This is a genomic window from Sandaracinobacteroides sp. A072, assembly GCF_052616365.1.
The window spans coordinates 446,422-468,066 of the sequence record NZ_JBQXGU010000001.1; the positions used below are offsets into that span (position 1 = coordinate 446,422).

Annotated in this window: 22 protein-coding genes; 12 read left to right on the forward strand and 10 right to left on the reverse strand. The window is 68.2% G+C overall.

The window, feature by feature from the left end; genetic code table 11:
* Positions 1-13: 13 nt before the first annotated feature.
* Together radC and map are read right to left on the reverse strand one after the other, a co-directional pair.
* Positions 14-655 (reverse strand): RadC family protein, encoded by a 642-nt coding sequence (gene radC, locus ACUJ46_RS02165; protein WP_445389514.1) that lies wholly within the window; start codon positions 653-655, stop codon positions 14-16.
* A gap of 110 nt (positions 656-765) precedes the next feature.
* Positions 766-1,572 carry a type I methionyl aminopeptidase gene (map, locus tag ACUJ46_RS02170; protein ID WP_445388807.1) on the reverse strand — a complete coding sequence of 269 codons (807 nt, stop codon included), beginning with the start codon at positions 1,570-1,572 and terminating at the stop codon, positions 766-768.
* 55 nt (positions 1,573-1,627) lie between these two features.
* On the opposite strand from map, the gene ACUJ46_RS02175 reads away from it, so the two are divergent.
* From ACUJ46_RS02175 to ACUJ46_RS02210, 8 genes are read left to right on the forward strand one after another with little or no spacing between them, the layout of a single operon-like run.
* Positions 1,628-2,509 carry a competence/damage-inducible protein A gene (locus ACUJ46_RS02175; RefSeq protein WP_445388808.1) on the forward strand — a complete coding sequence of 294 codons (882 nt, stop codon included), beginning with the start codon at positions 1,628-1,630 and terminating at the stop codon, positions 2,507-2,509.
* Complete coding sequence (locus ACUJ46_RS02180) at positions 2,506-2,946, forward strand: LapA family protein (RefSeq protein WP_445388809.1); 441 nt, start codon at positions 2,506-2,508, stop codon at positions 2,944-2,946. The genes ACUJ46_RS02175 and ACUJ46_RS02180 overlap by 4 nt, the downstream gene beginning before the upstream one ends.
* 2 nt (positions 2,947-2,948) lie before the next feature.
* Positions 2,949-3,638, forward strand: coding sequence for an orotidine-5'-phosphate decarboxylase (gene pyrF / locus ACUJ46_RS02185; protein ID WP_445388810.1), 690 nt, complete (start codon positions 2,949-2,951; stop codon positions 3,636-3,638).
* 10 nt (positions 3,639-3,648) lie between these two features.
* Positions 3,649-4,287, forward strand: coding sequence for a phosphoribosylanthranilate isomerase (locus ACUJ46_RS02190; RefSeq protein WP_445388811.1), 639 nt, complete (start codon positions 3,649-3,651; stop codon positions 4,285-4,287).
* The gene (gene trpB / locus ACUJ46_RS02195) at positions 4,280-5,500 is read left to right on the forward strand and encodes a tryptophan synthase subunit beta (RefSeq protein ID WP_445388812.1); all 1,221 of its coding nucleotides are present in this window, start codon (positions 4,280-4,282) and stop codon (positions 5,498-5,500) included. Before ACUJ46_RS02190 ends, trpB begins: the two co-directional genes overlap by 8 nt.
* A 2-nt stretch (positions 5,501-5,502) precedes the next feature.
* Entirely contained in the window at positions 5,503-6,327 is an 825-nt protein-coding gene (gene trpA, locus ACUJ46_RS02200; RefSeq protein ID WP_445389515.1) for a tryptophan synthase subunit alpha, read from the forward strand.
* On the forward strand, positions 6,324-7,175 hold the full coding sequence (accD, locus tag ACUJ46_RS02205; RefSeq protein WP_445388813.1) for an acetyl-CoA carboxylase, carboxyltransferase subunit beta: 852 nt from the start codon (positions 6,324-6,326) through the stop codon (positions 7,173-7,175). The genes trpA and accD overlap by 4 nt, the downstream gene beginning before the upstream one ends.
* On the forward strand, positions 7,172-8,494 hold the full coding sequence (locus tag ACUJ46_RS02210; protein ID WP_445388814.1) for a bifunctional folylpolyglutamate synthase/dihydrofolate synthase: 1,323 nt from the start codon (positions 7,172-7,174) through the stop codon (positions 8,492-8,494). The genes accD and ACUJ46_RS02210 overlap by 4 nt, the downstream gene beginning before the upstream one ends.
* Before the next feature lie 45 nt (positions 8,495-8,539).
* On the opposite strand, the gene mnmH is transcribed toward ACUJ46_RS02210, so the two are convergent.
* A complete protein-coding gene (gene mnmH, locus ACUJ46_RS02215; protein ID WP_445388815.1) occupies positions 8,540-9,598 on the reverse strand; it encodes a tRNA 2-selenouridine(34) synthase MnmH in 1,059 nt (352 codons plus the stop codon).
* Positions 9,595-10,659 carry a selenide, water dikinase SelD gene (gene selD / locus ACUJ46_RS02220; protein ID WP_445388816.1) on the reverse strand — a complete coding sequence of 355 codons (1,065 nt, stop codon included), beginning with the start codon at positions 10,657-10,659 and terminating at the stop codon, positions 9,595-9,597. The genes mnmH and selD overlap by 4 nt, the downstream gene beginning before the upstream one ends.
* A 157-nt stretch (positions 10,660-10,816) precedes the next feature.
* On the opposite strand from selD, the gene ACUJ46_RS02225 reads away from it, so the two are divergent.
* Positions 10,817-11,191, forward strand: a complete 375-nt coding sequence (locus tag ACUJ46_RS02225) for a VOC family protein (protein ID WP_445388817.1) — start codon at positions 10,817-10,819, stop codon at positions 11,189-11,191.
* Positions 11,192-11,280: 89 nt separating this feature from the next.
* Here the strand turns inward: ACUJ46_RS02225 and ACUJ46_RS02230 are convergent, their stop codons facing one another.
* Genes ACUJ46_RS02230 through ACUJ46_RS02245 form a run of 4 tightly spaced genes read right to left on the reverse strand, consistent with a single transcriptional unit; the run spans position 11,281 to position 15,925 of the window.
* Positions 11,281-12,807, reverse strand: coding sequence for an AMP-binding protein (locus ACUJ46_RS02230; RefSeq protein WP_445388818.1), 1,527 nt, complete (start codon positions 12,805-12,807; stop codon positions 11,281-11,283).
* A gap of 31 nt (positions 12,808-12,838) precedes the next feature.
* Entirely contained in the window at positions 12,839-13,831 is a 993-nt protein-coding gene (locus tag ACUJ46_RS02235; RefSeq protein ID WP_445388819.1) for an alpha/beta fold hydrolase, read from the reverse strand.
* 3 nt (positions 13,832-13,834) lie between these two features.
* Entirely contained in the window at positions 13,835-14,749 is a 915-nt protein-coding gene (locus tag ACUJ46_RS02240; protein WP_445388820.1) for a crotonase/enoyl-CoA hydratase family protein, read from the reverse strand.
* A 9-nt stretch (positions 14,750-14,758) separates the two neighbouring features.
* A complete protein-coding gene (locus tag ACUJ46_RS02245) occupies positions 14,759-15,925 on the reverse strand; it encodes an acetyl-CoA C-acetyltransferase (protein WP_445388821.1) in 1,167 nt (388 codons plus the stop codon).
* A gap of 175 nt (positions 15,926-16,100) precedes the next feature.
* On the opposite strand from ACUJ46_RS02245, the gene ACUJ46_RS02250 reads away from it, so the two are divergent.
* On the forward strand, positions 16,101-17,744 hold the full coding sequence (locus ACUJ46_RS02250; protein WP_445388822.1) for an NAD+ synthase: 1,644 nt from the start codon (positions 16,101-16,103) through the stop codon (positions 17,742-17,744).
* Positions 17,745-17,773: 29 nt separating this feature from the next.
* Here the strand turns inward: ACUJ46_RS02250 and purN are convergent, their stop codons facing one another.
* Together purN and purM are read right to left on the reverse strand one after the other, a co-directional pair.
* Positions 17,774-18,370, reverse strand: coding sequence for a phosphoribosylglycinamide formyltransferase (gene purN, locus ACUJ46_RS02255; protein WP_445388823.1), 597 nt, complete (start codon positions 18,368-18,370; stop codon positions 17,774-17,776).
* A complete protein-coding gene (gene purM / locus ACUJ46_RS02260; RefSeq protein WP_445388824.1) occupies positions 18,360-19,481 on the reverse strand; it encodes a phosphoribosylformylglycinamidine cyclo-ligase in 1,122 nt (373 codons plus the stop codon). The genes purN and purM overlap by 11 nt, the downstream gene beginning before the upstream one ends.
* A gap of 63 nt (positions 19,482-19,544) precedes the next feature.
* Between purM and ACUJ46_RS02265 the strand changes: the two genes are divergently transcribed.
* Together ACUJ46_RS02265 and ACUJ46_RS02270 are read left to right on the forward strand one after the other, a co-directional pair.
* The gene (locus tag ACUJ46_RS02265; protein WP_445388825.1) at positions 19,545-20,921 is read left to right on the forward strand and encodes a heavy-metal-associated domain-containing protein; all 1,377 of its coding nucleotides are present in this window, start codon (positions 19,545-19,547) and stop codon (positions 20,919-20,921) included.
* Positions 20,918-21,637, forward strand: a complete 720-nt coding sequence (locus ACUJ46_RS02270) for an HdaA/DnaA family protein (RefSeq protein ID WP_445388826.1) — start codon at positions 20,918-20,920, stop codon at positions 21,635-21,637. Before ACUJ46_RS02265 ends, ACUJ46_RS02270 begins: the two co-directional genes overlap by 4 nt.
* Positions 21,638-21,645 lie beyond the last annotated feature (8 nt).

Genomic DNA, 21,645 nt, shown 5'->3' on the forward strand with positions numbered 1-21,645 from the left:
TGGCGCTTCGTGCCTAGATGAGGCCCAGTGCCCTGAGGCTGGCATGGGCTTCGCGGGCGATCACGAGATGGTCGTGGACGGCGATGCCCAGCGGTTTTGCGGCATCGAGAATGGATCGGGTCAGCTGGATGTCGTCCCGGCTGGGCGCCGGGTTGCCGCTGGGATGATTGTGCACGAGGATGATGGCCGAAGCGCCCAGTTCCAGCGCCCGCTTCACGATTTCGCGCGGGTAGGCCGGGGCCTGGTTCACCGTGCCGTCTCCCATCTTCTCGTCACGGATGAGGATGCTGCGGTTGTTGAGGAAGAGCACGCGAAACTCTTCCGTCAGCTCATAGGCGAGGCGGGCGTGAAGATAGTCGACCACGGCGTCGAGGCTCGCCAGCACCGGCCGGCCCAGCGCCCGGCGCTGCAGCTGCCGGACGGACAGCGCCTCGATGAACTTCAGGGCAGCCGCCGCGCCCTCGCCCAGCCCCTCCACCCGCGACAGTTCGGCGGCGGAGGCCGCGAAGACCGAGGGCAGGTCGCCGAACTCGTCGATCAGGCGTCTGGCCAGCGGCTTGGTGTCGCGCCGGGGGATGGCGAGGCCCAGCGCATATTCCAGCAGCTCATAGTCGTGGAAGCCATCCGGCCCGCCCTGCAGCAGGCGCTGGCGCATGCGCTCCCGGTGGCCGGCGCCACCATGAGACGGACCCTCTGCCGGCCCGGATTGCCCGGATTGCCCGGCGAACAGGTCCGGTTTCACTGGCGGGCCCCGGCTGGCAAGGGTCAGCCGGCGTAGGGCGGGTGATGAAGCCCGGCCGGCGAGAGGGTGAAGATCTCGCAGCCTGTCTCGGTGATGCCGATCGAATGTTCGAACTGCGCCGAAAGCGAACGGTCCCGCGTCACGGCGGTCCAGCCATCGTCGAGGATTCGGGCGGCGGCCTTGCCGAGGTTCAGCATCGGTTCGATGGTGAAGAACATGCCGGGCCGCAGTTCGGGCCCGTCGCCGGCGCGGCCCGCGTGCAGGATGTTGGGCGCCATGTGAAAGCGGCGTCCAAGCCCGTGGCCGCAGAAATCCCGCACCACGGACAGGCGGTTGCGTTCGGCATGGCGCTGGATGGCGGCGCCGATGTCACCCACGGTGTTACCGGGTTTTGCCGCCTCGATCCCCAGCATCAGGGCCTCGTAGGTCAGGTCCACGAGGCGGCGTGCCTTCAGCGGCGGTTCCCCCACGAGATACATGCGGCTGGTGTCGCCGTGCCAGCCGTTCAGCACCACGGTCACGTCGATGTTCACGATGTCCCCGTCCTGCAGCGGCTTCGGGCCGGGTATGCCGTGGCAGATCACATGGTTGATGCTGGTGCACACGGAATGAGAATAGCCGCGGTAGAAGATGGTGGCCGGCACCGCGCCAGCGGCCTGCACATGCGCGCGCACGAGGTCGTCTATGGCCTGGGTGGTCACGCCGGGCCGGACATGGGGGACGAGCATGTCAAGCACCTCGGCCGCCAGGCGGCCGGCTGCCCGCATGCCGGCGAAACCTTCGGCGTCGTGAATGACGATGCTGTGCTCGTCGAGATCGATATCTGTCATCTGCCTTCTTTCCTTGGTGATGGATTTAAGGCCGGGGGTCGGCTAGGGCAATGGCATGGCAGAGATGCAGAGCGGAAGCGCGGCCGGGGCCGCAAATGGAAACAGCGCGGGCGAAACGCCCGCTGGCGCCGCGAATGCGGGCGAAACACCCGCTGGCGCCGCGAATGCGGGCGAAACACCTTCGGGCGATGCCGACAAGGTCTGGACCGCGGCCCTTGTCATCATCGGGGATGAGATCCTCTCGGGCCGCACGCAGGATGCCAACCTCGCCTATCTTGCGCGCTGGCTGAACATCCAGGGCATCAGGCTGAAGGAAGCCCGCGTCGTCTCCGACGACATGCAGGCGATCGGCGAGGCGGTGAACGCCTGCCTTGCCGCCCATGATTATGTGTTCACGACAGGCGGCATCGGCCCCACGCACGATGACATCACCGTGGATGCGGTAGCGGCCGCCCTTGGCCGGCCCGTCGTGCATCACCCCGAAGCCGTCGAGGTGCTGACACGCTATTATGGCGACAGGATCACCGAGGCGCGGCTCAGGATGGCCCGCGTGCCCGAAGGCTCGGACCTGATCGAAAACCCGGAGACGGGCGCGCCTGGAATCCGCTGCGGCCGGCTTTTCATCATGGCCGGCGTTCCCAAGATCACGCAGGGGATGCTGCGCGGACTGGATGGCAAGCTGGCCGGCGGCCGGCCGGTGATCGCCCGCGCCATCGGCGCATGGACGCAGGAAAGCCGTGTCGCCGACCTTCTGGGCAGCATCCAGAAGGCGCATGAAGGCGTTCAGGTCGGCAGCTATCCCTTCTGGCGGGAAGGCAAGGGCGGGGCCAATTTCGTCCTCCGCTCGGTTGACGAATCCCGGCTCGATGCCGCGATCGAGGCTTTGAAGGCAGCACTCGCGGCCGAGGGGATCGAATCGCAGGAGGGTGAGATATGAGCACGATCCGAGCCTTGCTTCTGGCCCTGCTGGTGGCCGGATTGACGCTTTTCTCAGTCGCCAACAACAGCTTCGTTCCGATCGATCTCGGCTTCATCGCGCTGCAGGTGTGGCTGCCCCTTCTGGTGCTTGCCGCCTTTCTGCTCGGCCTCCTGCCTGTCTGGCTGCGGCTTGCGGCCGATCGCCTCATCCTCAGGCGCAAGGTGTCGAAACTGGAAGCGGCCCTTGCCCAGGCTGAAACCGACCTCGCCCAGGCCCGGGTGGAGCTTCTGCGCCCGCCGGCTGTCCGGCCCGAGGCGCCCCGGACATCGGATACCGGGCCAGAGGCCCCGGAATCCCTCGTAACGCCGGTTCAGGTCCAGCAACCTCATGCCCAGCAACCTCAGGCCCAGCAGCCGCACACAATGCCGCGCCCTGCGCCGCCGCCGGGAACCTGATCATGGCTTCAAGCATCTGGCTGGCGGTCGATACGCCAGACATTGCCCGTGCACGCGCCCTCGTCGCCGCCACCGCCCCCTGGCTGGGCGGGGTCAAGCTGGGGCTTGAATTCTTTGTCGCCAACGGCCCGCGCGGCGTGGAAGAGGTGATGGCGGGCACCGGCCTGCCGCTCTTCCTCGACCTGAAGCTGCATGACATCCCCAACACCGTGGCGAAAGCGGTGGAAAGCGCCGCGCGCATGCAGCCGGCGCTTCTCACCATCCATGCGTCCGGCGGGGCGGCGATGATCGCCGCCGCCAAGGAAGCTGCGCTCAAGGCCGGCGGGCCGGGCATGCGGATCATCGCCGTCACCGTGCTCACCAGCCTCGATGCCGTCGATCTCGCCGGCATCGGCCTTAATGTGACGCCCGCCGCGCAGGTGGCGCGGCTGGCTGGCCTGGCGGCTGCTGCCGGGGCCGATGGCATGGTCTGTTCCCCGCATGAAGTGGCCGCTGCGCGGGCGCGCTGGCCGGAGGGCTTCATGGTTGTGCCAGGTGTCCGCCCGGCGGGCGCGGCTGCCGATGACCAGAAGCGGGTCATGACCCCGGCCGAGGCGCTGGCCGCGGGCGCCACGGCGCTGGTGGTCGGCCGGCCCGTTACTGCCGCCGCTGATCCGGCTGCTGCTGCCGCCGCCATTGCCGCAAGCCTCTGAGGAAGGGGGCGTGCGCACGAAGGTCAAGATCTGCGGCATCACGACGCCTGAGGCGCTGGTCGCTGCGCTTTCGGCGGGCGCCGATGCGGCCGGGTTCGTCTTTTACCCGCCCAGCCCCCGCGCGATCGACCCGGAACGCGCCGGCGCGCTGGCCGCCCGGGCGCCTCACCTGCTGAAGGTGGGTGTCTTCGTCGATCCTGACGATGCGCTCCTCGATGCCGCGGTTGCCGGTGGCCGGCTGGGCGCCATCCAGCTCCAGGGCGACGAGGGCCCAGCGCGTGTCGCGGCCATCAGGCAGCGCTTCGGCATTCCCGTCTGGCGGGCCGTGGGCGTGCGCACCGCCGAGGATATCCGGGCCGCGACGCGCGACTTTTCCGGGGCCGATCTCCTGCTTCTCGACGCGAAGGCGCCGGAAGGGGCCGTGCTGCCCGGTGGCAATGGCCTCCGGTTCGACTGGCGGCTCCTGGAAGCGGGCCGGCCCGCCATGGCCTGGGGCCTTGCCGGCGGCCTTTCACCCGAAACCGTGGCCGATGCGATCCGGCTTGCGGGAGCGCCACTGGTCGATGTGTCCTCGGGAGTCGAGGACGCACCCGGCGTCAAGAATCTTGCAAAGATCGCGGCTTTCGTGGAAGCGGCTCGACGTGCCTGACATTCAAACACCCACCCAATCGCTGCGCAGCGGCCCGGACGGACGCGGCCATTTCGGCCCCTTCGGGGGGCGCTATGTCGCCGAAACGCTGATGCCCCTCATCCTCCAGCTGGAGCAGGAATATATCGCCGCCAAGGCCGATCCTGCCTTCCGGGCGGAACTCGACCATCTGCTGAACCATTATGTCGGCAGGCCGAGCCCGCTCTATTTCGCGGAGATGCTGACCGCCAGCCTCGGCGGCGCCAGGGTCTATCTGAAGCGTGACGAGCTGAACCACACCGGCGCGCACAAGATCAACAACTGCATCGGGCAGATCCTGCTTGCCCGCCGCATGGGCAAGACGCGTATCATCGCCGAAACGGGCGCGGGCCAGCACGGCGTGGCCACGGCCACCGTTGCCGCGCGCTTTGGCCTGCCCTGCACCATCTTCATGGGCGCGCGCGACATCGAGCGCCAGGCGCCCAATGTCTTCCGCATGAAGCTGCTGGGCGCGGAAGTGCGGCCCGTCACCTCCGGTTCGCGGACCTTGAAGGACGCGATGAACGAGGCCCTGAGGGACTGGGTGACCAACGTTCACGACACCTTCTACATCATCGGAACCGCCGCCGGCCCGCACCCCTATCCGGAGCTGGTGCGCGACTTCCAGAGCGTGATCGGGATCGAGGCCAAGGCCCAGCTCGAAGCAGCCGAAGGGCGGCTGCCCGATGTGGCGGTGGCCGCCGTCGGCGGCGGCTCCAACGCCATCGGCCTGTTCCACCCCTTCCTCGACGATCCTGTCGAACTGGTCGGGATCGAGGCCGGCGGCCATGGTGTCGAAACGCATGAACATGCCGCCTCGCTCACCGGCGGGCGGCCGGGCGTGCTGCACGGCAACAAGACCTTCCTGCTGCAGGACGAAGACGGCCAGATCCTCGATGCCCACAGCATTTCGGCCGGGCTCGATTATCCGGGCATCGGGCCGGAACATGCCTGGCTCCATTCGATCGGCCGCGTGCGCTATGAAAGCGTGACCGATGCCGAGGCGCTCGATGCCTTCCAGTTGCTGTCGCGGGTGGAAGGGATCATTCCGGCCCTCGAACCGTCGCACGCCCTTGCCTATGTGAAGAAGCGGGCGCCGCAGATGCGCGCCGACCAGATCATGCTGGTGAACCTGTGCGGCCGGGGTGACAAGGACATCTTCACCGTTGCCGAAGCCCTCGGAGTGAAGCTGTGAGCCTGCCTGACCGCATCGCCCGCCGGTTCGCGGAAACGCGCGGGCGCGCCGCCCTCGTCACCTTCATCTGCGGCGGCGACCCGACACCCGAACTGGCCCCTTCCGTCCTGCATGCGCTGGTGGCCGGCGGCGCCGACATCATCGAGATCGGCATGCCCTTCACCGACCCGATGGCCGATGGCCCGGCGATCCAGGCCGGCAACATCCGGGCGCTTGGGGCGGGCATGAGCCTGCGCAAGCTGCTGCGGATCGTTCGCGAATTCCGCGAGCGTGACCAGCGCACGCCGCTGGTGATGATGGGCTATCTGAACCCGGTGCTTTCCTATGGCGCCGAGGCCTTCGCCAGTGATGCACGCGAAGCCGGGCTCGACGGCGTGATCCTGGTCGACCTGCCGCCCGAGGAAGCCGGCGAGATGCTGCCGGAACTGAAGGCGGCCGGGCTGCACCTTGTCAGGCTTGCCACCCCCACCACCGATTCCGCCCGGCTTCCGGCCGTGCTCGATGGCGCATCGGGCTTCCTCTATTATGTCGCCGTCGCCGGGATCACCGGGCAGAAGAGCGCCGAGGCGTCCGACATCGCCGCCGCCGTCAGCCGCCTGAAGGCCGCGACCGATCTTCCCGTCGCCGTCGGCTTCGGCGTGCGGACGCCCGAACAGGCGCGGGACATTGCCATGCATGCGGATGCCGTGGTCGTCGGGTCGGCCATCGTCGACCTCATCGGGGCAGCGCATGCGCGCCAGTCAAACGACATTCCCGGCGAGGTCGAGCGCTTCGTGGCCGGGCTTTCGGCCGCCGTCCGCGATGCCCGGAAGGAGATGCCCGCATGAGCTGGATCACCCGTTCCCGCCAGAGCCTGACCAATTTCATCCAGCGCCGCGAGACGCCGGATGACCTGTGGACCAAGTGCCGCGGCTGCGGCGCCATGCTCTATACGCGCGATTTCGAGGCGAACCTCTCTGTCTGCCCCGAATGCGGCCATCATGAGCGCGTCGGCGCCAGGGCGCGTTTCGCCATGCTGTTCGATGATGGCGCGTTCGAGCGCATCGCGGTGGAAAGCCCGCCGGACGACCCGCTGAAATTCCGCGATTCCAAGCCCTATCCCGCGCGGATCAAGACCGCGCGCGCGGCAACGGGCGAGCAGGACGCCCTGCTGCTGGCGAAGGGCGCGATCAAGGCCCACCCCGCCGTGGTCGGTGTCCAGGATTTCGCCTTCATGGGCGGTTCCATGGGAATCGGCGTGGGCGCGGCCTTTGTCGCCGGCGCGCGCGCCGCCATTGCCGGGCGCATGCCTTTCATCATGTTCACCGCCGCCGGCGGCGCGCGGATGCAGGAAGGCATTCTGTCGCTCATGCAGATGCCGGCCACCACGGTCGCCATCCAGGAGATGAAGGAAGCGCGCCTGCCCTATATCGTGGTGCTGACCGACCCGACGACCGGCGGGGTCACAGCCAGCTACGCCATGCTGGGGGACATCCACATTGCCGAACCCAAGGCGCTGATCGGCTTTGCCGGGGCGCGGGTGATCGAATCGACCATCCGCGAAAAGCTCCCCGAAGGCTTCCAGCGCGCCGAATATCTGCTCGACCATGGCATGGTGGACATGGTGGTGAAGCGGCATGACATGGCGGAAACCCTCGGCCGCCTGATCGGTCTGTTGATGCCGAAGGCCGCATGAGCCTGCAGCCAGCCGATTTCGCCCGCTCCGACAACCCTGTGCTCGACCGTCTGCTGAGGGCGGCCGGCCAGCAGCGCGTGGCGGGCGTCGACCTGTCGCTCGACCGGATCGAGCGGCTGCTCACCCGCATGGCCAGCCCGCACCTGAAGCTGCCGCCGGTGTTTCACGTGGCCGGCACCAACGGCAAGGGCAGTGTCTGTGCCATGCTGCGCGCGGCGATGGAGGCTGGCGGCAAGCGCGTCCATGTCTTCACGTCGCCGCATCTCGTGCGCGTGAACGAGCGCATCCGCCTTGCCGGAACATTGGTGAGCGACGACGAGTTCGCCGAGGCGCTGGTCGAAGTGCTGAACTTCAACGCCGGCCAGCCGCTGTCCTTCTTCGAGGCAATCACGGCCGCGGCCTTCCTGCTGTTCGCTGCAACGCCGGCCGATGCCGTCATCCTCGAAGTGGGTCTGGGCGGGCGGCTCGATTCCACCAATGTGGTGCCAAAGCCCGCCGTCTGCGGCATCGCCCAGCTGGCGCTCGACCATGTGGCGATCCTTGGGCCGACGCTTCGCCATATTGCCGCCGAAAAGGCCGGTATCGGCAAGCGCGGCGTGCCCCTTGTCATCCAGAAATACCCGCCCGCCATTCATTCCAGCGTCGCCGAAGTGGCCGCCGTGCGCGGTGCAAAGCTGCTGCCGCGCGGCGAAGCCTGGGATGCAGGCATTTATGAGGGGCAGCTCCTGTTCCGCGGCTTTGGCGCGGACGAGCCGCTGCGCCTGCCGCTGCCCAAGCTTCCCGGCGCCCACCAGGCCGACAACGCCGCACTGGCCATCGCCATGCTGAAGGCGCAGGATCAGCTTGTGCTGCCCGACAGCGCCCTGCGCAGCGCCATGGGCTGGGCGCAATGGCCGGCGCGGCTGCAGCGCCTGCCGTCAGGCCCGCTCGCCGATGCGCTCCCGGCCGGGTCGGAGCTGTGGCTGGATGGCGGCCACAACCCGGCTGCCGGAAAGGCGGTTGCGGCCTTTCTCGCCGAGCGGGAGCCCGGCCTTCCGCTCCACCTTCTGTGCGGCATGCTTCCCACCAAGGATCATGACGGCTTTCTCAAGGCCTTTCCCCGCGGCACCCGCATGACCGCGCTGCCGATCCCCGGCCACGCCAGCGTGCCGCCGGCAGAGCTGGCAAGGGCGGCGACGGCTTGCGGAATGGTGGCCGATGAAGCGGGTGACCTTTCTGCGGCCATTGCCGGCGTCAGTGGCCCGGCGCGGGTGATGATCTGCGGCTCCCTGCATCTGGCGGGGGAGGCGCTGCGCATCAACGGGCCGCTTCCGGCCTGATGCCAGCCTGACGCTGGATAGCAGGATCCCGAAAGCGGGTTCCGCTCAGACTTGCTCTGCCAGCGCGGCGATGCGCTGCGCTGCCGCCATCAGGCCGTCCTCCGTCAGGTCGCTTTCCACCTGGCCCGCCAGCGGCCGCCGGCGTCTGGAAGACCAGCGGGCATAGGCCGGGTCATAATGGGCTTCCATCAGTTCGCGTGCGAGGGTGCCGATATCGCCTGCCGCTGCCAGCGCGCGCCAGCGGTCGACGGTCTCGCGGCTGTGGTGGCTGGGCAGACGGTCGATCGCCACGCCAAGCGCCGTACGGTCGCCTGCGATGTCCGCATAATGGGCAAGGATGTGCTTCACCCGCGCCGCCATGGGGGCGATGATGGCGATTCGCCCGGCGGCTTCGAGCGCCGCCCACAGGCGCGCCGGAATGGAGAGATCGCCGATCCGGCTTGATTCCGCCTCGGCGATCACAGGGCGGGCGGGGTCCAGCCGCTCCAGCGCTTCATAGATGTGTGTTTCGAACTGCTTCTGCGACGGCTGGCCCCCAGGCATGGCGCCGAACAGCGAGCCCCGGTGGCGCGCCAGCGCCTCGAGGTCGAGCGTCTGGACCCCGATGGCGCGCAGCCGGTCGAGAAGCACTGTCTTGCCCGTGCCGGTCGGCCCTTCGAGCAGCAGGAAACCTGGCATGGCCAAGCCTTCCTCGCCCGCATGCAGGCTCGCCACCACCTGCCGCCGCCAGCGCTTGTAGCCGCCATCCACCAGGGTCACGTCCCAGCCCACCTGGTCCATCACCAGCGCCATTGCGCCCGAACGCTGGCCGCCGCGCCAGCAATAGACGAGGGCGCGTATTTCCTTGCCCCAGCCCGCCATCGGCCCTTCGAGATGGGCGGCGATGTTGCGTGAGATCTTCGCCGCGCCCAGCCGCCGGGCGAGGAAGCGCGACGTCTGGACATAAAGGGTGCCGATCTCGGCGCGTTCGGCATCGTCGAGCACGGGCAGGTTGATCGCGCCCGGCAGATGATCGACGGCATATTCCGATGGACTGCGCACGTCGATGATGGCGTCGAAGCCGGCCCGCGCCGCTGCCGACAGGTCCTGTGTGCGGCGGATCATCCGGCCAGCACGCGCACGCCGGGCGGCCCGGCAACCACGCGCCCGACGATCCGCGCATGGTCGAAGCCCTGCGCCCTGGCCATCTCCAGCAGGGCGGCGGCTTCGTCGGGGGCAGCGGATACCAGCAGGCCGCCGCTCGTCTGCGGGTCCGTCAGCAGGTCGACCCGCCACTGGGGCAGACCTTCCGGCAGCATTACTTCATGGCCATAGCTGGCCCAGTTGCGGCCGGATGCGCCGGTGCGCACGCCATCGCGGGCAAGCGCTTCGGCCCACGGCAGGATGGCGGGGGCTGCAGCGTCGATCTCGACGGTGAGGCCGGCCCCGCGCGCCATTTCCAGCGCATGGCCCAGAAGGCCGAAGCCGGTCACGTCGGTCATGGCGTGGACGGCCGGGAGGGCGGCGAAATCGGCCCCGATCCGGTTGAGGCGCGTGGTGGAATGGATGAAGGCGTCATAGCCTTCGGGCGCCAGCCGGTCCTGCTTGAAGGCAGCGCTCAATATGCCAACCCCAAGGCCCTTGGTCAGGATCAGCTGGTCACCGGCCCTTGCGCCCCTGTTGGTGCGGATCTTGTCCGGGTGGGCAAGGCCGAGGGCGACAAGGCCATAGATCGGCTCGACGCTGTCGATCGAATGGCCGCCGGCGACCGGAATGCCGGCTTCCGCGCAGATCGACGCCCCGCCCGCGACGATGGCGCGGATGGTTTCGACCGGCAGGCTGTTGACCGGCATGCCCAGGATCGCCAGCGCGAAGATGGGGCTGGCCCCCATGGCGTAGATGTCAGACAGGGCGTTCGCGGCGGCGATGCGCCCGAAGGCATGCGGGTCATCCACCATGGGCATGAAGAAATCGGTGGTCGCCACCAGCATCTGGCTGTCGTTCAGGCGCCAGACGGCGGCATCGTCGGAAGTTTCGGTGCCGACGATCAGGTCGGCGAAGGGGGCGGCGGCCGGCATGCCCGACAGGATATCGCGCAGGACGGCGGGCGCCAGCTTGCAGCCGCAACCGCCGCCATGGGCAAGGGCCGAAAGACGCGGTGCTGCCTGAGGGTCTGTATCTGCCATGCGCAAGCGCTAGCGCGAACCCGGCACTCCCGGCAACCGCGCCCTTTCAGCGCCCCGCCAGTTCCCTGTCAGCTTTCCGCATCGACAGCCGCCATCGGCTGCGGCATGTCCATGACCGGACGCGGATTTCCGCATCCTCGAACCTAGGGAGGACCACATGTTCAGTCACGTGATGGTCGGCGCTGACGATATCGACGCCGCAAAGAAATTCTATGATGCAACGCTTGGTGCGCTGGGCCACGGGCCAGGCATCCTCGATCCCAACGGCCGCCTGTTCTACATGACGCCGACGGGCATTTTCGCCGTGTCGAAGCCGATCAACGGCCAGCCTGCCAGCTGCGCCAATGGTTCGACCCTCGGCTTCGCCGCAGCCAGCACCGCTGCCGCCGATGCCTGGCACAAGGCCGGTCTCGAAAATGGCGGCACGGCCTGCGAGGATCCGCCGGGCGAGCGCAAGGGCTCGGGTCTTTACCTTGCCTATCTGCGTGATCCGTCCGGCAACAAGATCTGCGCCCTGCATCGCCTGGGCTGATCCGGCCGTACCGAAAAGCCTGTGGCCCGGTTGGTTCATGCCACCCGGGCCACATGTGTTTCAGGGCCAGCTGATTCAGGCCGGCTGATTCAGGGAATCTGCCCGCCCCAGCCTTCGCGCAGTTCGCGCTTCAGCACCTTGCCGATCACGCTGCGGGGCAGTTCCTGCATCAGCTCCACCGCGGCAAGGCGCTGCACCTTGCCAAGTCTTGCATTGGCCCATTCGCGCAGTTCCTCCGGCGTGACGCCTTCGGCCACCACGAAGGCGACAGGGCTTTCGCCCCATGCCCGCGACGGGATGCCCACCACCGCCACATCCGTCACCGCCGGATGCTCTGCCAGCACCTGCTCGATGTCGATGGGATAGATGTTGAACCCGCCGGAGATGATCATGTCCTTGGCGCGGCCGACCAGTTCGATGAAGCCTTCCGAATCGCGCCGGGCGAGATCGCCCGTGCGGATGAAGATGCGCCCGTCCGGGTGCACCCACTGGGTCGCCTTCGTGGCTTCGGGCCGGTTGGCATAGCCGGACATCATGGCACCCGAGAAGCCGACCAGTTCGCCCACTTCGCCCGGCGCCGCTTCGGTTCCGTCGGCATTCACCAGCAGGATCTCGTGTCCGGGGATGGGGTGGCCCACCGTGTGCAGCTTGTCGGGGTGGTTGTGGGCGATCAGCACCGTGCCGCCGCCGCCTTCCGTCATGCCATAATATTCGATCAGGCCGCCCGGCCAGCGCTTCAGCACATCGGCCTTCAGCGCGGCATCGAAGGGTGCCGAAGTGCAGAATTTCATGACAAAGGACGAGAGGTCGTAACGGTCGAAATCGGGCAGGTCCATGATGCGCCGATACTGCACGGGCACCAGCATGCTGTGGGTGGCACGCATCTTCTGGGCCAGTTCCAGAAAGCCGCGGGTATCGAATTTCGCCATCAGCACGAGGTGCCCGCCCCAGGCGAGGCAGGGCAGGGCGGAAACCAGCGTGGTGTTGGAATAGAGCGGCGTGGCCAGCAGCGTCACTGCATCCGGGCCATAGCCAACGGGCAGACCGCCCGCGATATGGGCCCAGCGCATCCGCCAGCTGTGGACAATGCCCTTGGGCACGCCCGTCGTGCCGCTGGAATAGATGATGTTGAAGGGCAGTGGCAGCAGCGCTTCGTCCGTCAGGTCGAGCGGGGCGGGCGGGCCATCCGCCAGCCAGGAATCCAGCGCCTCGATCCGCTGGATGCGGGCCGGCATGGCGGTTCCCGAAAGCGCTTCGGCATTGGCGGCATCAAGGAAAAGCAGCGGCGCGCCGCTGTCGCTCACCATGGCGGCCAGCTGTTCGGGCGTGGCCGAGGGCGGCATGGGCGCTACCGCGACGCCTGCCATCAGCGCCCCCATGTAGAGCGCGACATAATCGACGCTGGAAAAGGCGATGATCGCGATCGCCCCGCCGACGGGCACGCCATCGCGCTGCAGGCTGGCGGCAACGCGGGCGGCGCGGGCGGCAAGGGCGCCCCAGCGCAGTGTCTGGCCCTCCACCGTCACGGCGGGGGCGTCCGGGCGCTCGCGGCCGTGGCTTGCCACCAGGTCGGAAATGCGGCGGAAGCCTTCGGGTATGCCGGTTTCGGGGTTCATGGCCACTTACCTCTCGTGACGTGATGGGTTTTCAGGCCAGAAGGCCCCTGATGGCCGCCACAAGCGCCAGCGGCTGGTCGGCCATCACATGATGATGGGCTTCGGCTATGCCCACGAGGCGCGTGCCGCCCGGCAGGATTCGCCGGATGCGCTCCAGGTCGCCCGATTGCACCAGTGCGGACCTTTCCCCCCACATATAGGCGATGGGCGGGCGGACCTGCCGGATCAGGCCTTCATGGTCGGCATGTTCGGAATGGTCGAAATGCGCCCAGATGAAGGGGTCGAACTTCCAGGTCCAGCCGCCGTCCACCGGCTTCAGGGCGGAGCGGGCGATGAAATCCGTGGCCCATGGGTTGGGCGAGGGCTGCACCGGCGACCAGCGGAACCGTGCGAGGGCGGCCGCCAGCGTCGGGTAGATGCGGTGCGGCTTGCGCTCGGTGCGGGGCGGGCCGTCGAGCGCGCCCAGCGGGCTGTCGATGACGATGACCTGCGCGATCCGGTCAGCGTGCCGCGCCCCCAGGCCAAGGGCTGGGAAACCGCCGAAACTGTGGCCTGCAACCGTGAAGGGCGCAGTGAAGCCCGCGGCATCGGCAACGGCCATGGCTTCGGCCACGAAGGTGGAAATGGAATAGGCGGGCCGGTGATCGCTGTTGCCCATGCCCGACCAGCTTGGTGCGACGACATGATGGGTGCGGGCCAGAAGGGGCGCGGTGAAGCGCCACCAGTCGGCATTGGCGCCATTGCCGTGGAACAGCATGAGACCCGGCCGGCCGGGATCGCCCCAGGAAAGCCATTCGATCGCGGCGCCGTTCACCGTCACCCTGTTCCGGCTGTGCGGTGCGGAAATCGCCTCTTCGAACCAGGCCGGCGCCGGCGGCGCCGCCCCGCCCCATGGGGCAAGCGGCGAGAAAAGGGCCGGGTCATTGTCGCCCGTCGGGGGCGGCAGGGGCTCGTCCATCCGGTCGAGTTCCGCCGCCCCCTTGTCCGCCCCCTTGTCGTGCATCAGGCCATCGGTCACGCTCATGCCTTACGCATAGGGCCTTTCCGACCACCAGGGGTAGAAGTCCGGCATGTCCTTCGACACCTTGTCGGGGTAGTTGGGCGCGCGCTTCTCGAGGAAGCTCATCACGCCTTCCTTGGCGTCGGCCGTGCGGCCACGGGCATAGACTGCGCGGCTGTCGATCTTGTGGGCTTCCATCGGATGGTCGGCCCCCAGCATGCGCCACAGCATCTGCCGGGTCAGGGCGATGGAAACGGGTGCGGTGTTGTCCGCGATTTCCCGTGCCAGCGCCTTGGCGGTCGAAAGCAGATCCTCGGGCTTCACCACGCGGCTGACGAGGCCGCCCGCCAGTGCTTCCTGCGCATCGAAGACGCGGCCGGTGGTGCACCATTCCATCGCCTGCGAAATGCCCACGAGCCGCGGCAGGAACCAGCTGGACGCAGCCTCGGGCACGATGCCCCGCCGCGCGAAGACGAAGCCGAAGCGCGCGTTATCCGACGCGATGCGGATGTCCATCGGCAGCTGCATCGTCACGCCGATTCCCACGGCGGCGCCGTTGATGGCGCCGATCACGGGCTTCAGGCTTTCGAAGATGCGAAGGGTGGTGCGGCCACCGCCATCGCGCACTGCTTCGTGCGAATAGTCGATGCTGCCGTCGGCGCGCACCGGGTTGCCAAGGCCGGCCTTGGTGCTGCCGGCGTCTTCGCGGCTTTCATAGTCGAACGTCTTGGCGCCCGCCGAAAGGTCCGCGCCGGCGCAGAAGGCGCGGCCCGCACCCGTCACGATCACGGCGCGCACATCGTCGTTCGCGTCGGTCTCGTCGAAGGCGGCGATGATTTCCTGCATCATCGTGCCGGTATAGGCGTTCAGCTTCTCAGGCCGGTTGAGGGTGAGGATGGCGATGCCATCCTCGATCTCAAGGATTGTTTCCTTGCGTTCCATGGTCGCCCCTTACAGCGCTTCGACGATGGTGACGTTGGCGAGGCCGCCGCCTTCGCACATCGTCTGCAGGCCGTAGCGCTTGCCACGTGCATGCAGCGCGTGGATCAGGGTCGCCATCAGCTTGGTGCCCGAAGCGCCCAGCGGGTGGCCCAGGGCGATCGCGCCGCCATTGACGTTGAGGCGGGCATGGTCCGCACCCAGTTCCTTCAGCCAGGCCATGGGAACGGAGGCGAAGGCTTCGTTCACTTCGTAAAGATCGATGTCGTCGATCTTCATGCCGGCCTTCTGCAGGGCGCGCCGGGTGGCGTTGATGGGGGCTTCCAGCATCACCACCGGGTCTTCGCCGATCACGGTCATGTGATGGACACGGGCGATCGGGTCGAGGCCCAGCTTCTTCAGCCCGGCTTCGTTCACCACCAGCACGCCCGAGGCGCCGTCGCAGATCTGCGAGGAGGTGGCGGCGGTGATGCGACCGTCTTCGGAAAGCAGCTTGACGGCCTTGGTGGCTTCCAGCGTCGCTTCATAGCGGATGCCTTCATCGGCCACATGCTCGACGGGGTTGCCTTCGCTGTCCACGCCCTGGACCGGAATGATTTCGTTGGCGAAGGCGCCGGCCTTGGTGGCGGCTGCGCCGCGCTTCTGGCTCTCGAAGCCGAACTCGTCCATCGCGTCCTTCGAGATGTCGTATTTCTTGGCGATCATCTCGGCGCCCGCGAACTGGCTGAACATCACGCCCGGGTAGCGCTTCTGGATGTTCGGGCTGATGTAGTTGCCGGCGCCCGCATCCATGGCGGCCTTGAACGGCAGCTGCATCGGCACGCGGGTCATGCTTTCGACGCCGGCGGCGATCACGATGTCCATCTGGCCCGACATCACGGTGGCGGCGGCGAAGTGCAGCGCCTGCTGCGAGCTGCCGCACTGGCGGTCGACCGAGGTGCCCGGAACCGATTCGGGCAGCTTCGAGGCCATGACGGCGTTGCGCGCGATGTTGGTGGCCTGTTGCGCGAACTGGTTCACGCAGCCCATGATCACGTCTTCGACGAGCGCCGGGTCATGGTCGCCGACCAGGTCGTTCAGCACCTGCGCGGCGAGGTCCGCCGGATGCCAGTCCCGAAGGCGGCCACCCTTGCGGCCCCCGGCCGTGCGCCGCGCCTTGACGATATAGGCTTCGCCCATCTTGTGCTCCTTTCGATCCAATGTTGCGTATTCTCATGCGCCCGCAAGCCATGCCTGTCGCCCCTCACTCTTGCCAAGGGCGGAAAAAGCGCCATGCGCGGAAAAGGGAGGGGCAGGCCGCCACAGGGCGCAAAGCCGGCTTCCCCCCGGCCTTTCCATCCCCTAGTGGCATGGCATGGCTGATACGCTTTCGATCGCCGCTGCCCAGCTGAACCCGGCCATGGGAGATCTTGCCGCCAACGCCGATGCGATCCTGGCGGCCCGCGCCGCCGCGCCCGGCGCCGACCTGCTGCTCACGCCGGAGCTGTCGCTTATCGGCTATCCGCCGGAAGATCTGGTGCTTAAACCGGCGCTGGTGTCAGCCGCCGAGTCGCAGCTGGGCCGGCTGGCCGCTGCCACCGCCGATGGCGGCCCGGCGCTGCTGGTGGGCACCACGCACCGCACCGAAATGGGGCTGCACAACGCCATGGCGCTGCTGGCCGATGGAGTCGTGCGCGCAATCACCCTGAAGCACGACCTGCCCAATTATGGCGTCTTTGATGAAAAACGTTTGTTCGCGCCCGGCCCCCTGCCGGAACCGCTCGATTTCCACGGCGTGCGTCTGGGCATCCCCGTCTGCGAGGACATGTGGACGCCGGCGGTCTCGGCGCATCTGAAGGCGCGCGGCGCCGATCTTCTGCTGGTGCCGAACGGCTCCCCTTATGAGCTGGGCAAGGAAGAGCGCAGGCTGGCCCTCGCCCGCGCCCGCGCGGCCGAAACGGGGCTGGCGCTTTTCTATGTGAACCGTTGTGGTGGCCAGGACGAGCTGGTCTTCGATGGCGGCAGTTTCGCCATCAACGCCGATGGTGCGCTGATGGCCCGCCTGCCCGACTGGGATTCCGCCGTCGAAACGCTCCGCTGGAGCCGGTCCGCAGGCTTTGCGCGCGCCACCCTCGCCACGCCCGATGTGCAGGACGAGGAAATCTACCACGCCATGCTCGTCTCCTTGCGGGACTATGTGGCGCGCAACCGCTTCCCCGGTGTCGTCCTGGGCTTGTCGGGCGGGATCGACAGCGCGCTTTCGGCGGCGGTTGCCGTCGATGCGCTGGGGGCTGACAGGGTCTGGTGCGTGATGCTGCCTTCGCGCTTCACCAGCCAGGAAAGCCTGGACGATGCTGCGGCCTGCGCGCGGATGCTGGGTGTTCGCCTCGACAGCATATCGATCGAGCCGGCTGTTGAGGCGCTGGAGGGCATGATGGCCGGCGTCTATGCCGGGCGGCCGCGCGACCTGGCCGAGGAAAATGCCCAGTCCCGCCTCAGGATGGTGACGCTGATGGGCCTGTCCAACAAGTTCGGCCACATGCTGCTGACCACCGGCAACAAGAGCGAGATGTCGGTCGGCTATGCCACCATCTATGGCGACATGGCCGGCGGCTACAATGTGTTGAAGGATGCCTACAAGACCACGGTCTTCCGCCTGTCGCGCTGGCGCAACGCCCATCGGCCGCGCCTCGGCCTGGGGCCGGACGGGCCAGTGATGCCCGATCGCGTGATCACCAAGCCGCCCACGGCGGAACTGCGCGAGAACCAGAAGGACGAGGATTCGCTGCCGCCCTATGAGGTGCTCGATGCCATCCTGCACGGGCTGGTGGAAGAGGAGCTGTCAGCGGGCGACATCGCGGCGCGCGGCTTTGACCGCGAAACCGTCGCCCGCATCGAGCGGCTGCTTTATGTGGCGGAATACAAGCGGCGGCAGGCCCCGCCGGGTGTGAAGATCGGCCATCGCAATTTCGGCCGCGACCGCCGCTATCCGATCAGCAACGCCTTCCGCACCAGCTGACAGGCCAGTTCCGGGTCAGGGCGGCCGGTTCAGGCCGCCCGCGCCGCCACCAGCCGGGCTGCCAGCGCGGCGACTGCCGGCGGATAGATGCGGTGCTCTTCGGCCAGCACGCGCCCGGAAAGGCTGTCGGGCGTGTCGTCGGGCAGGATGGGAACGCGGGCCTGTGCCAGAATGGGGCCGTCGTCGAGCTTTTCCGTGACCAGATGCACCGTGCAGCCGGCCTCGGCGTCGCCGGCTTCGATGGCGCGGGCATGGGTGTCCAGCCCCTGATATTTCGGCAGCAGCGATGGGTGGATGTTGACGATCCGGCCTTCCCAGTCCCGGATGAAGGCCGGGGTCAGGATGCGCATGAAGCCCGCCAGCACCACCAGTTCGATGCCGCGCGCCTTCAGTGCCGCAGACAAGGCCATGTCGAAGGCTTCGCGGCTGGGATAGTCGCGGTGGGGCAGGGCGATGGCCTCGATCCCCATGGCGCGCGCAGCCTCCAGCCCGGCCGCCTTCGCCTTGTTGGCGGCCACCAGCACGACATCGGCCGGCCATTCGGGATCCTGTGCCGCACGGGCGATCGCCAGCATGTTGGAACCGCGCCCGGAAATGAGGATGGCGGTCCGTGCCCTAGACGTCATGCGAGGCCGTCCAGCCCCCGGCCTGGCCCCACAGGCCGGCGCCGCCGCGCACTTCGCAGCCCTTGGGGCCTGCTGTCACGTGGCCGATGGCAAAGACCGTTTCCCCGGCTTCGGCAAGGGTTGCCGTGACGGCTTCTGCCTCGTGCGGGGCGACGGCCAGCACCATGCCGATGCCGCAGTTGAAGGTGCGGGCAAGCTCTGCCGGCTCCATCGCGCCGCGTTCCTGCAGCCACTGGAACAGTGGCGGCAGCGGCCAGCTTGCCGCATCGATCACGGCGCGGCAGCCTTCGGGCAGCACGCGCGGCACATTTTCCAGCAGGCCGCCGCCCGTCACATGCGCAAGGGCATGGATGCGGCCGGCCTTCAGCAGCGGCAGCAGCGGCTTCACGTAAAGCCGCGTCGGCTGCAGCAGCGCCTCGATCAGCGGGCGCGACGGGTCGAACGGGGCCGGGGCCATCAGGTCCGCGCCTTCCGCCAGCCGCCGCAGCAGCGAATAGCCGTTGGAATGGGCGCCCGAGGAGGCGAGGCCCAGCAGCAGATTGCCATCGACCACGCGATCGCCGGTCAGCAGCCTGTCACGCTCGACAGCGCCCACCGCGAAGCCGGCGAGGTCATAGTCGCCCGCGGCATACATGCCCGGCATTTCCGCCGTTTCACCGCCGATCAGGGCGCAGCCGGCCTCGGTGCAGGCGCGGGCGATGCCGGCGACGACTGTTTCGGCAACGCCGGTCTCCAGCTTGCCGGTCGCGAAATAGTCCAGGAAGAACAGAGGCTCAGCACCCTGCACGATCAGGTCGTTGACGCACATGGCGACAAGATCCTGGCCGATGCTGCCATGGCGGTTGGTGTCGATGGCGAGCTTCAGCTTGGTGCCGACTCCATCGGTCGCGGCGACCAGCAGCGGGTCGGCATAGCCTGCCGCCTTCGGATCGAAGATGCCGCCGAATCCGCCGATCTCGGCGTCGGCGCCGGGCCGGCGCGTGGCGCGGACGAGCGGTGCGATGGCCCTGACCAGCGCGTTTCCGGCCTCGATCGAGACGCCGGCTTCGGCATAGGTGGCGGGCCGTGCGGGCTGTTTGCGGGTTGATTCCGGGGTGTCGGGCGTGCTCATGCTTGCGCCCTTAATCGCTCGGCACTTGGAATCCCACCCTTCATGCGCCAAAGGCCTTCGGAAATGCGCAGCATCCTCCAGCCTCTTGCGGTGGCACTTGCGGGCACGCTGATTGCCGCATCCCCGCTCATGGCCCAGTCCGCCATGCGCGCTGCCGACGCGAGGCCCGGCGCGACGCCCGCCGCGACAGCAGGGGAAAAGGCGGCCGATCCCGCAACGCCCACTGCAATCGGCGGCGGCGGCGGGCTTATCGTCGGCGGCATCGAGGTGGACGTGGCCGGCAAGTCCGCCATCGAGGCGCGGCTCAACGGCTGGCGCGAGGCCCAGCGCGAGGCCTGGCCGGCGCTCTGGTCCCGCATGTCGGGCCTTGCCGCCGAAAGTGCGCCCAGGCTTTCCGACAGCGCCCTCGATTCGATGGTGAGCGCCATCGAGATCGAGCGCGAGCAGATCGGCCCGACGCGCTATGTGGCGCGGCTGGCCGTCATCTTCGACCGGGGGCGGGCGTCATCCTATCTCGGCCGCTTCTCGAATCTCGTCACCTCGCCGCCCTATCTGCTGCTTCCGGTGCTTCAGGATGCGGCCACCCGCATGGCGCATGAGCCGGACAGCCCCTGGCTGCAGGCCTGGGCGCGGCTGCGGGCCGGCGAAAGCCCGATCGACTATATCCGCATCCAGCCAACGCCCGGCGACACGATCCTGCTGAACGCCTGGGCCGCGCAACGCCGGCACCTGTTCCTGTGGCAGGCGCTGGTCGATCGCTACCAGGTCGCCGATGTGATGATCCCCGAGCTGATCCTCGAGCGCAGCTGGGCCGGCGGCCCGGCGACGGGGTTGCTCATCGTCCGCTTCGGCCCGACCGGGCGCGAACTTGGCCGGGTGCGTATCTCCCACCCCTCCGGCGACATCGCGGCCCTTGCCGACCGCGCCGTGCGCGAGGCCGACCGCATCTATGTGGCCGAACTGCGCGCCGGAAAGCTTCTGCCCGATCCGGAGCTTGTGAACCTGGATGGCGACATGACCGGCCTTGAAGACAGCGGCCCCCTGATCGGCGGCACGGACGTGGCCGCGCCGCTTGTCCTCAGGGTGCGTGTCGCAACGCCCGATGACCAGGCGCTTCAGTTCTTCCAGCGCAGCATTGCCGGCACGCCGGGTGTTTCCGCTGTCCGGGTGCAGAGCCTGGCGCTGGGTGGGGAATCGATGCTGGACATCAGCACCAGCCTCGATACGGCGGCACTGCGCCTGGCGCTCGACGCACGCGGCCTGCGGCTTGACGGAAACCTGCTGCGCCGCCGCGTCGCCGGGGAAGCGCCGCTTGCGCCGGCCCTGCCCGAAGCCGCCCTGCCCGGACTGGGCGATCAACCGGGCGAGGACATGATCGAGGAAAGCCCGGCCCCGCAAGCCGGCCGCCCCCGGTCGCTTCTGCCCGGCGGCGGCGCATGAGCGACGCAGTCAACCCGAAGGCGACGGACACGGATCCGCTGCCGGCCGATGTTCCGGCGGCGCGCGGCAGGAAGGCGGCAAAGAAGCCCGTCGAACGGCAGATGGTTTTGCCGCTGCGCTGGAAGGCGGCGCAGGGCCAGAAGGATTTCTATGTCTCCGGGGCCAACCGCGACGCGGTGCAGTTCCTCGACAGCTGGGCCACCTGGCCGATCCCGGCTGCACTGCTCATCGGCCCGACGGGCAGCGGCAAGAGCCATCTGGCCGCCATCTTCGCCCGCCGCGCCAATGCCCGCCTGTGGGACGATGCCGACCGGGCGCTCAGCGAGGAGGAACTGTTCCACGCCTGGAACGCCGCCATGGAGGAACGCCGGCCCCTGCTGATGACGGCGCGCTCCGCCCCGCCGGACTGGAACCTGCATCTTTCCGATCTGAAAAGCCGGCTGGCCGCGACACCGCAGGTGGTCATCCGCCCCCCGGATGACGCGCTTCTGGCGGCGGTGTTCCACAAGCAGTTCCGCGACCGGGGGATCGAAGTGCCCGCCGATGTCGCCCGCTATGTTCTCGCCCGCATCGAGCGCAGCTTCGAGGGGTTGTCCCGCGCGGTGAACATGCTCGACAGCGCCGCCCTCGAACAGCAGCGGCCGCTCAGCGTTCCGCTGGCCCGGGATGCCCTTTTCGATGGCGGGCAGGACGAGGAAATGCCGGCCGGCGACTGAGGAAGCAG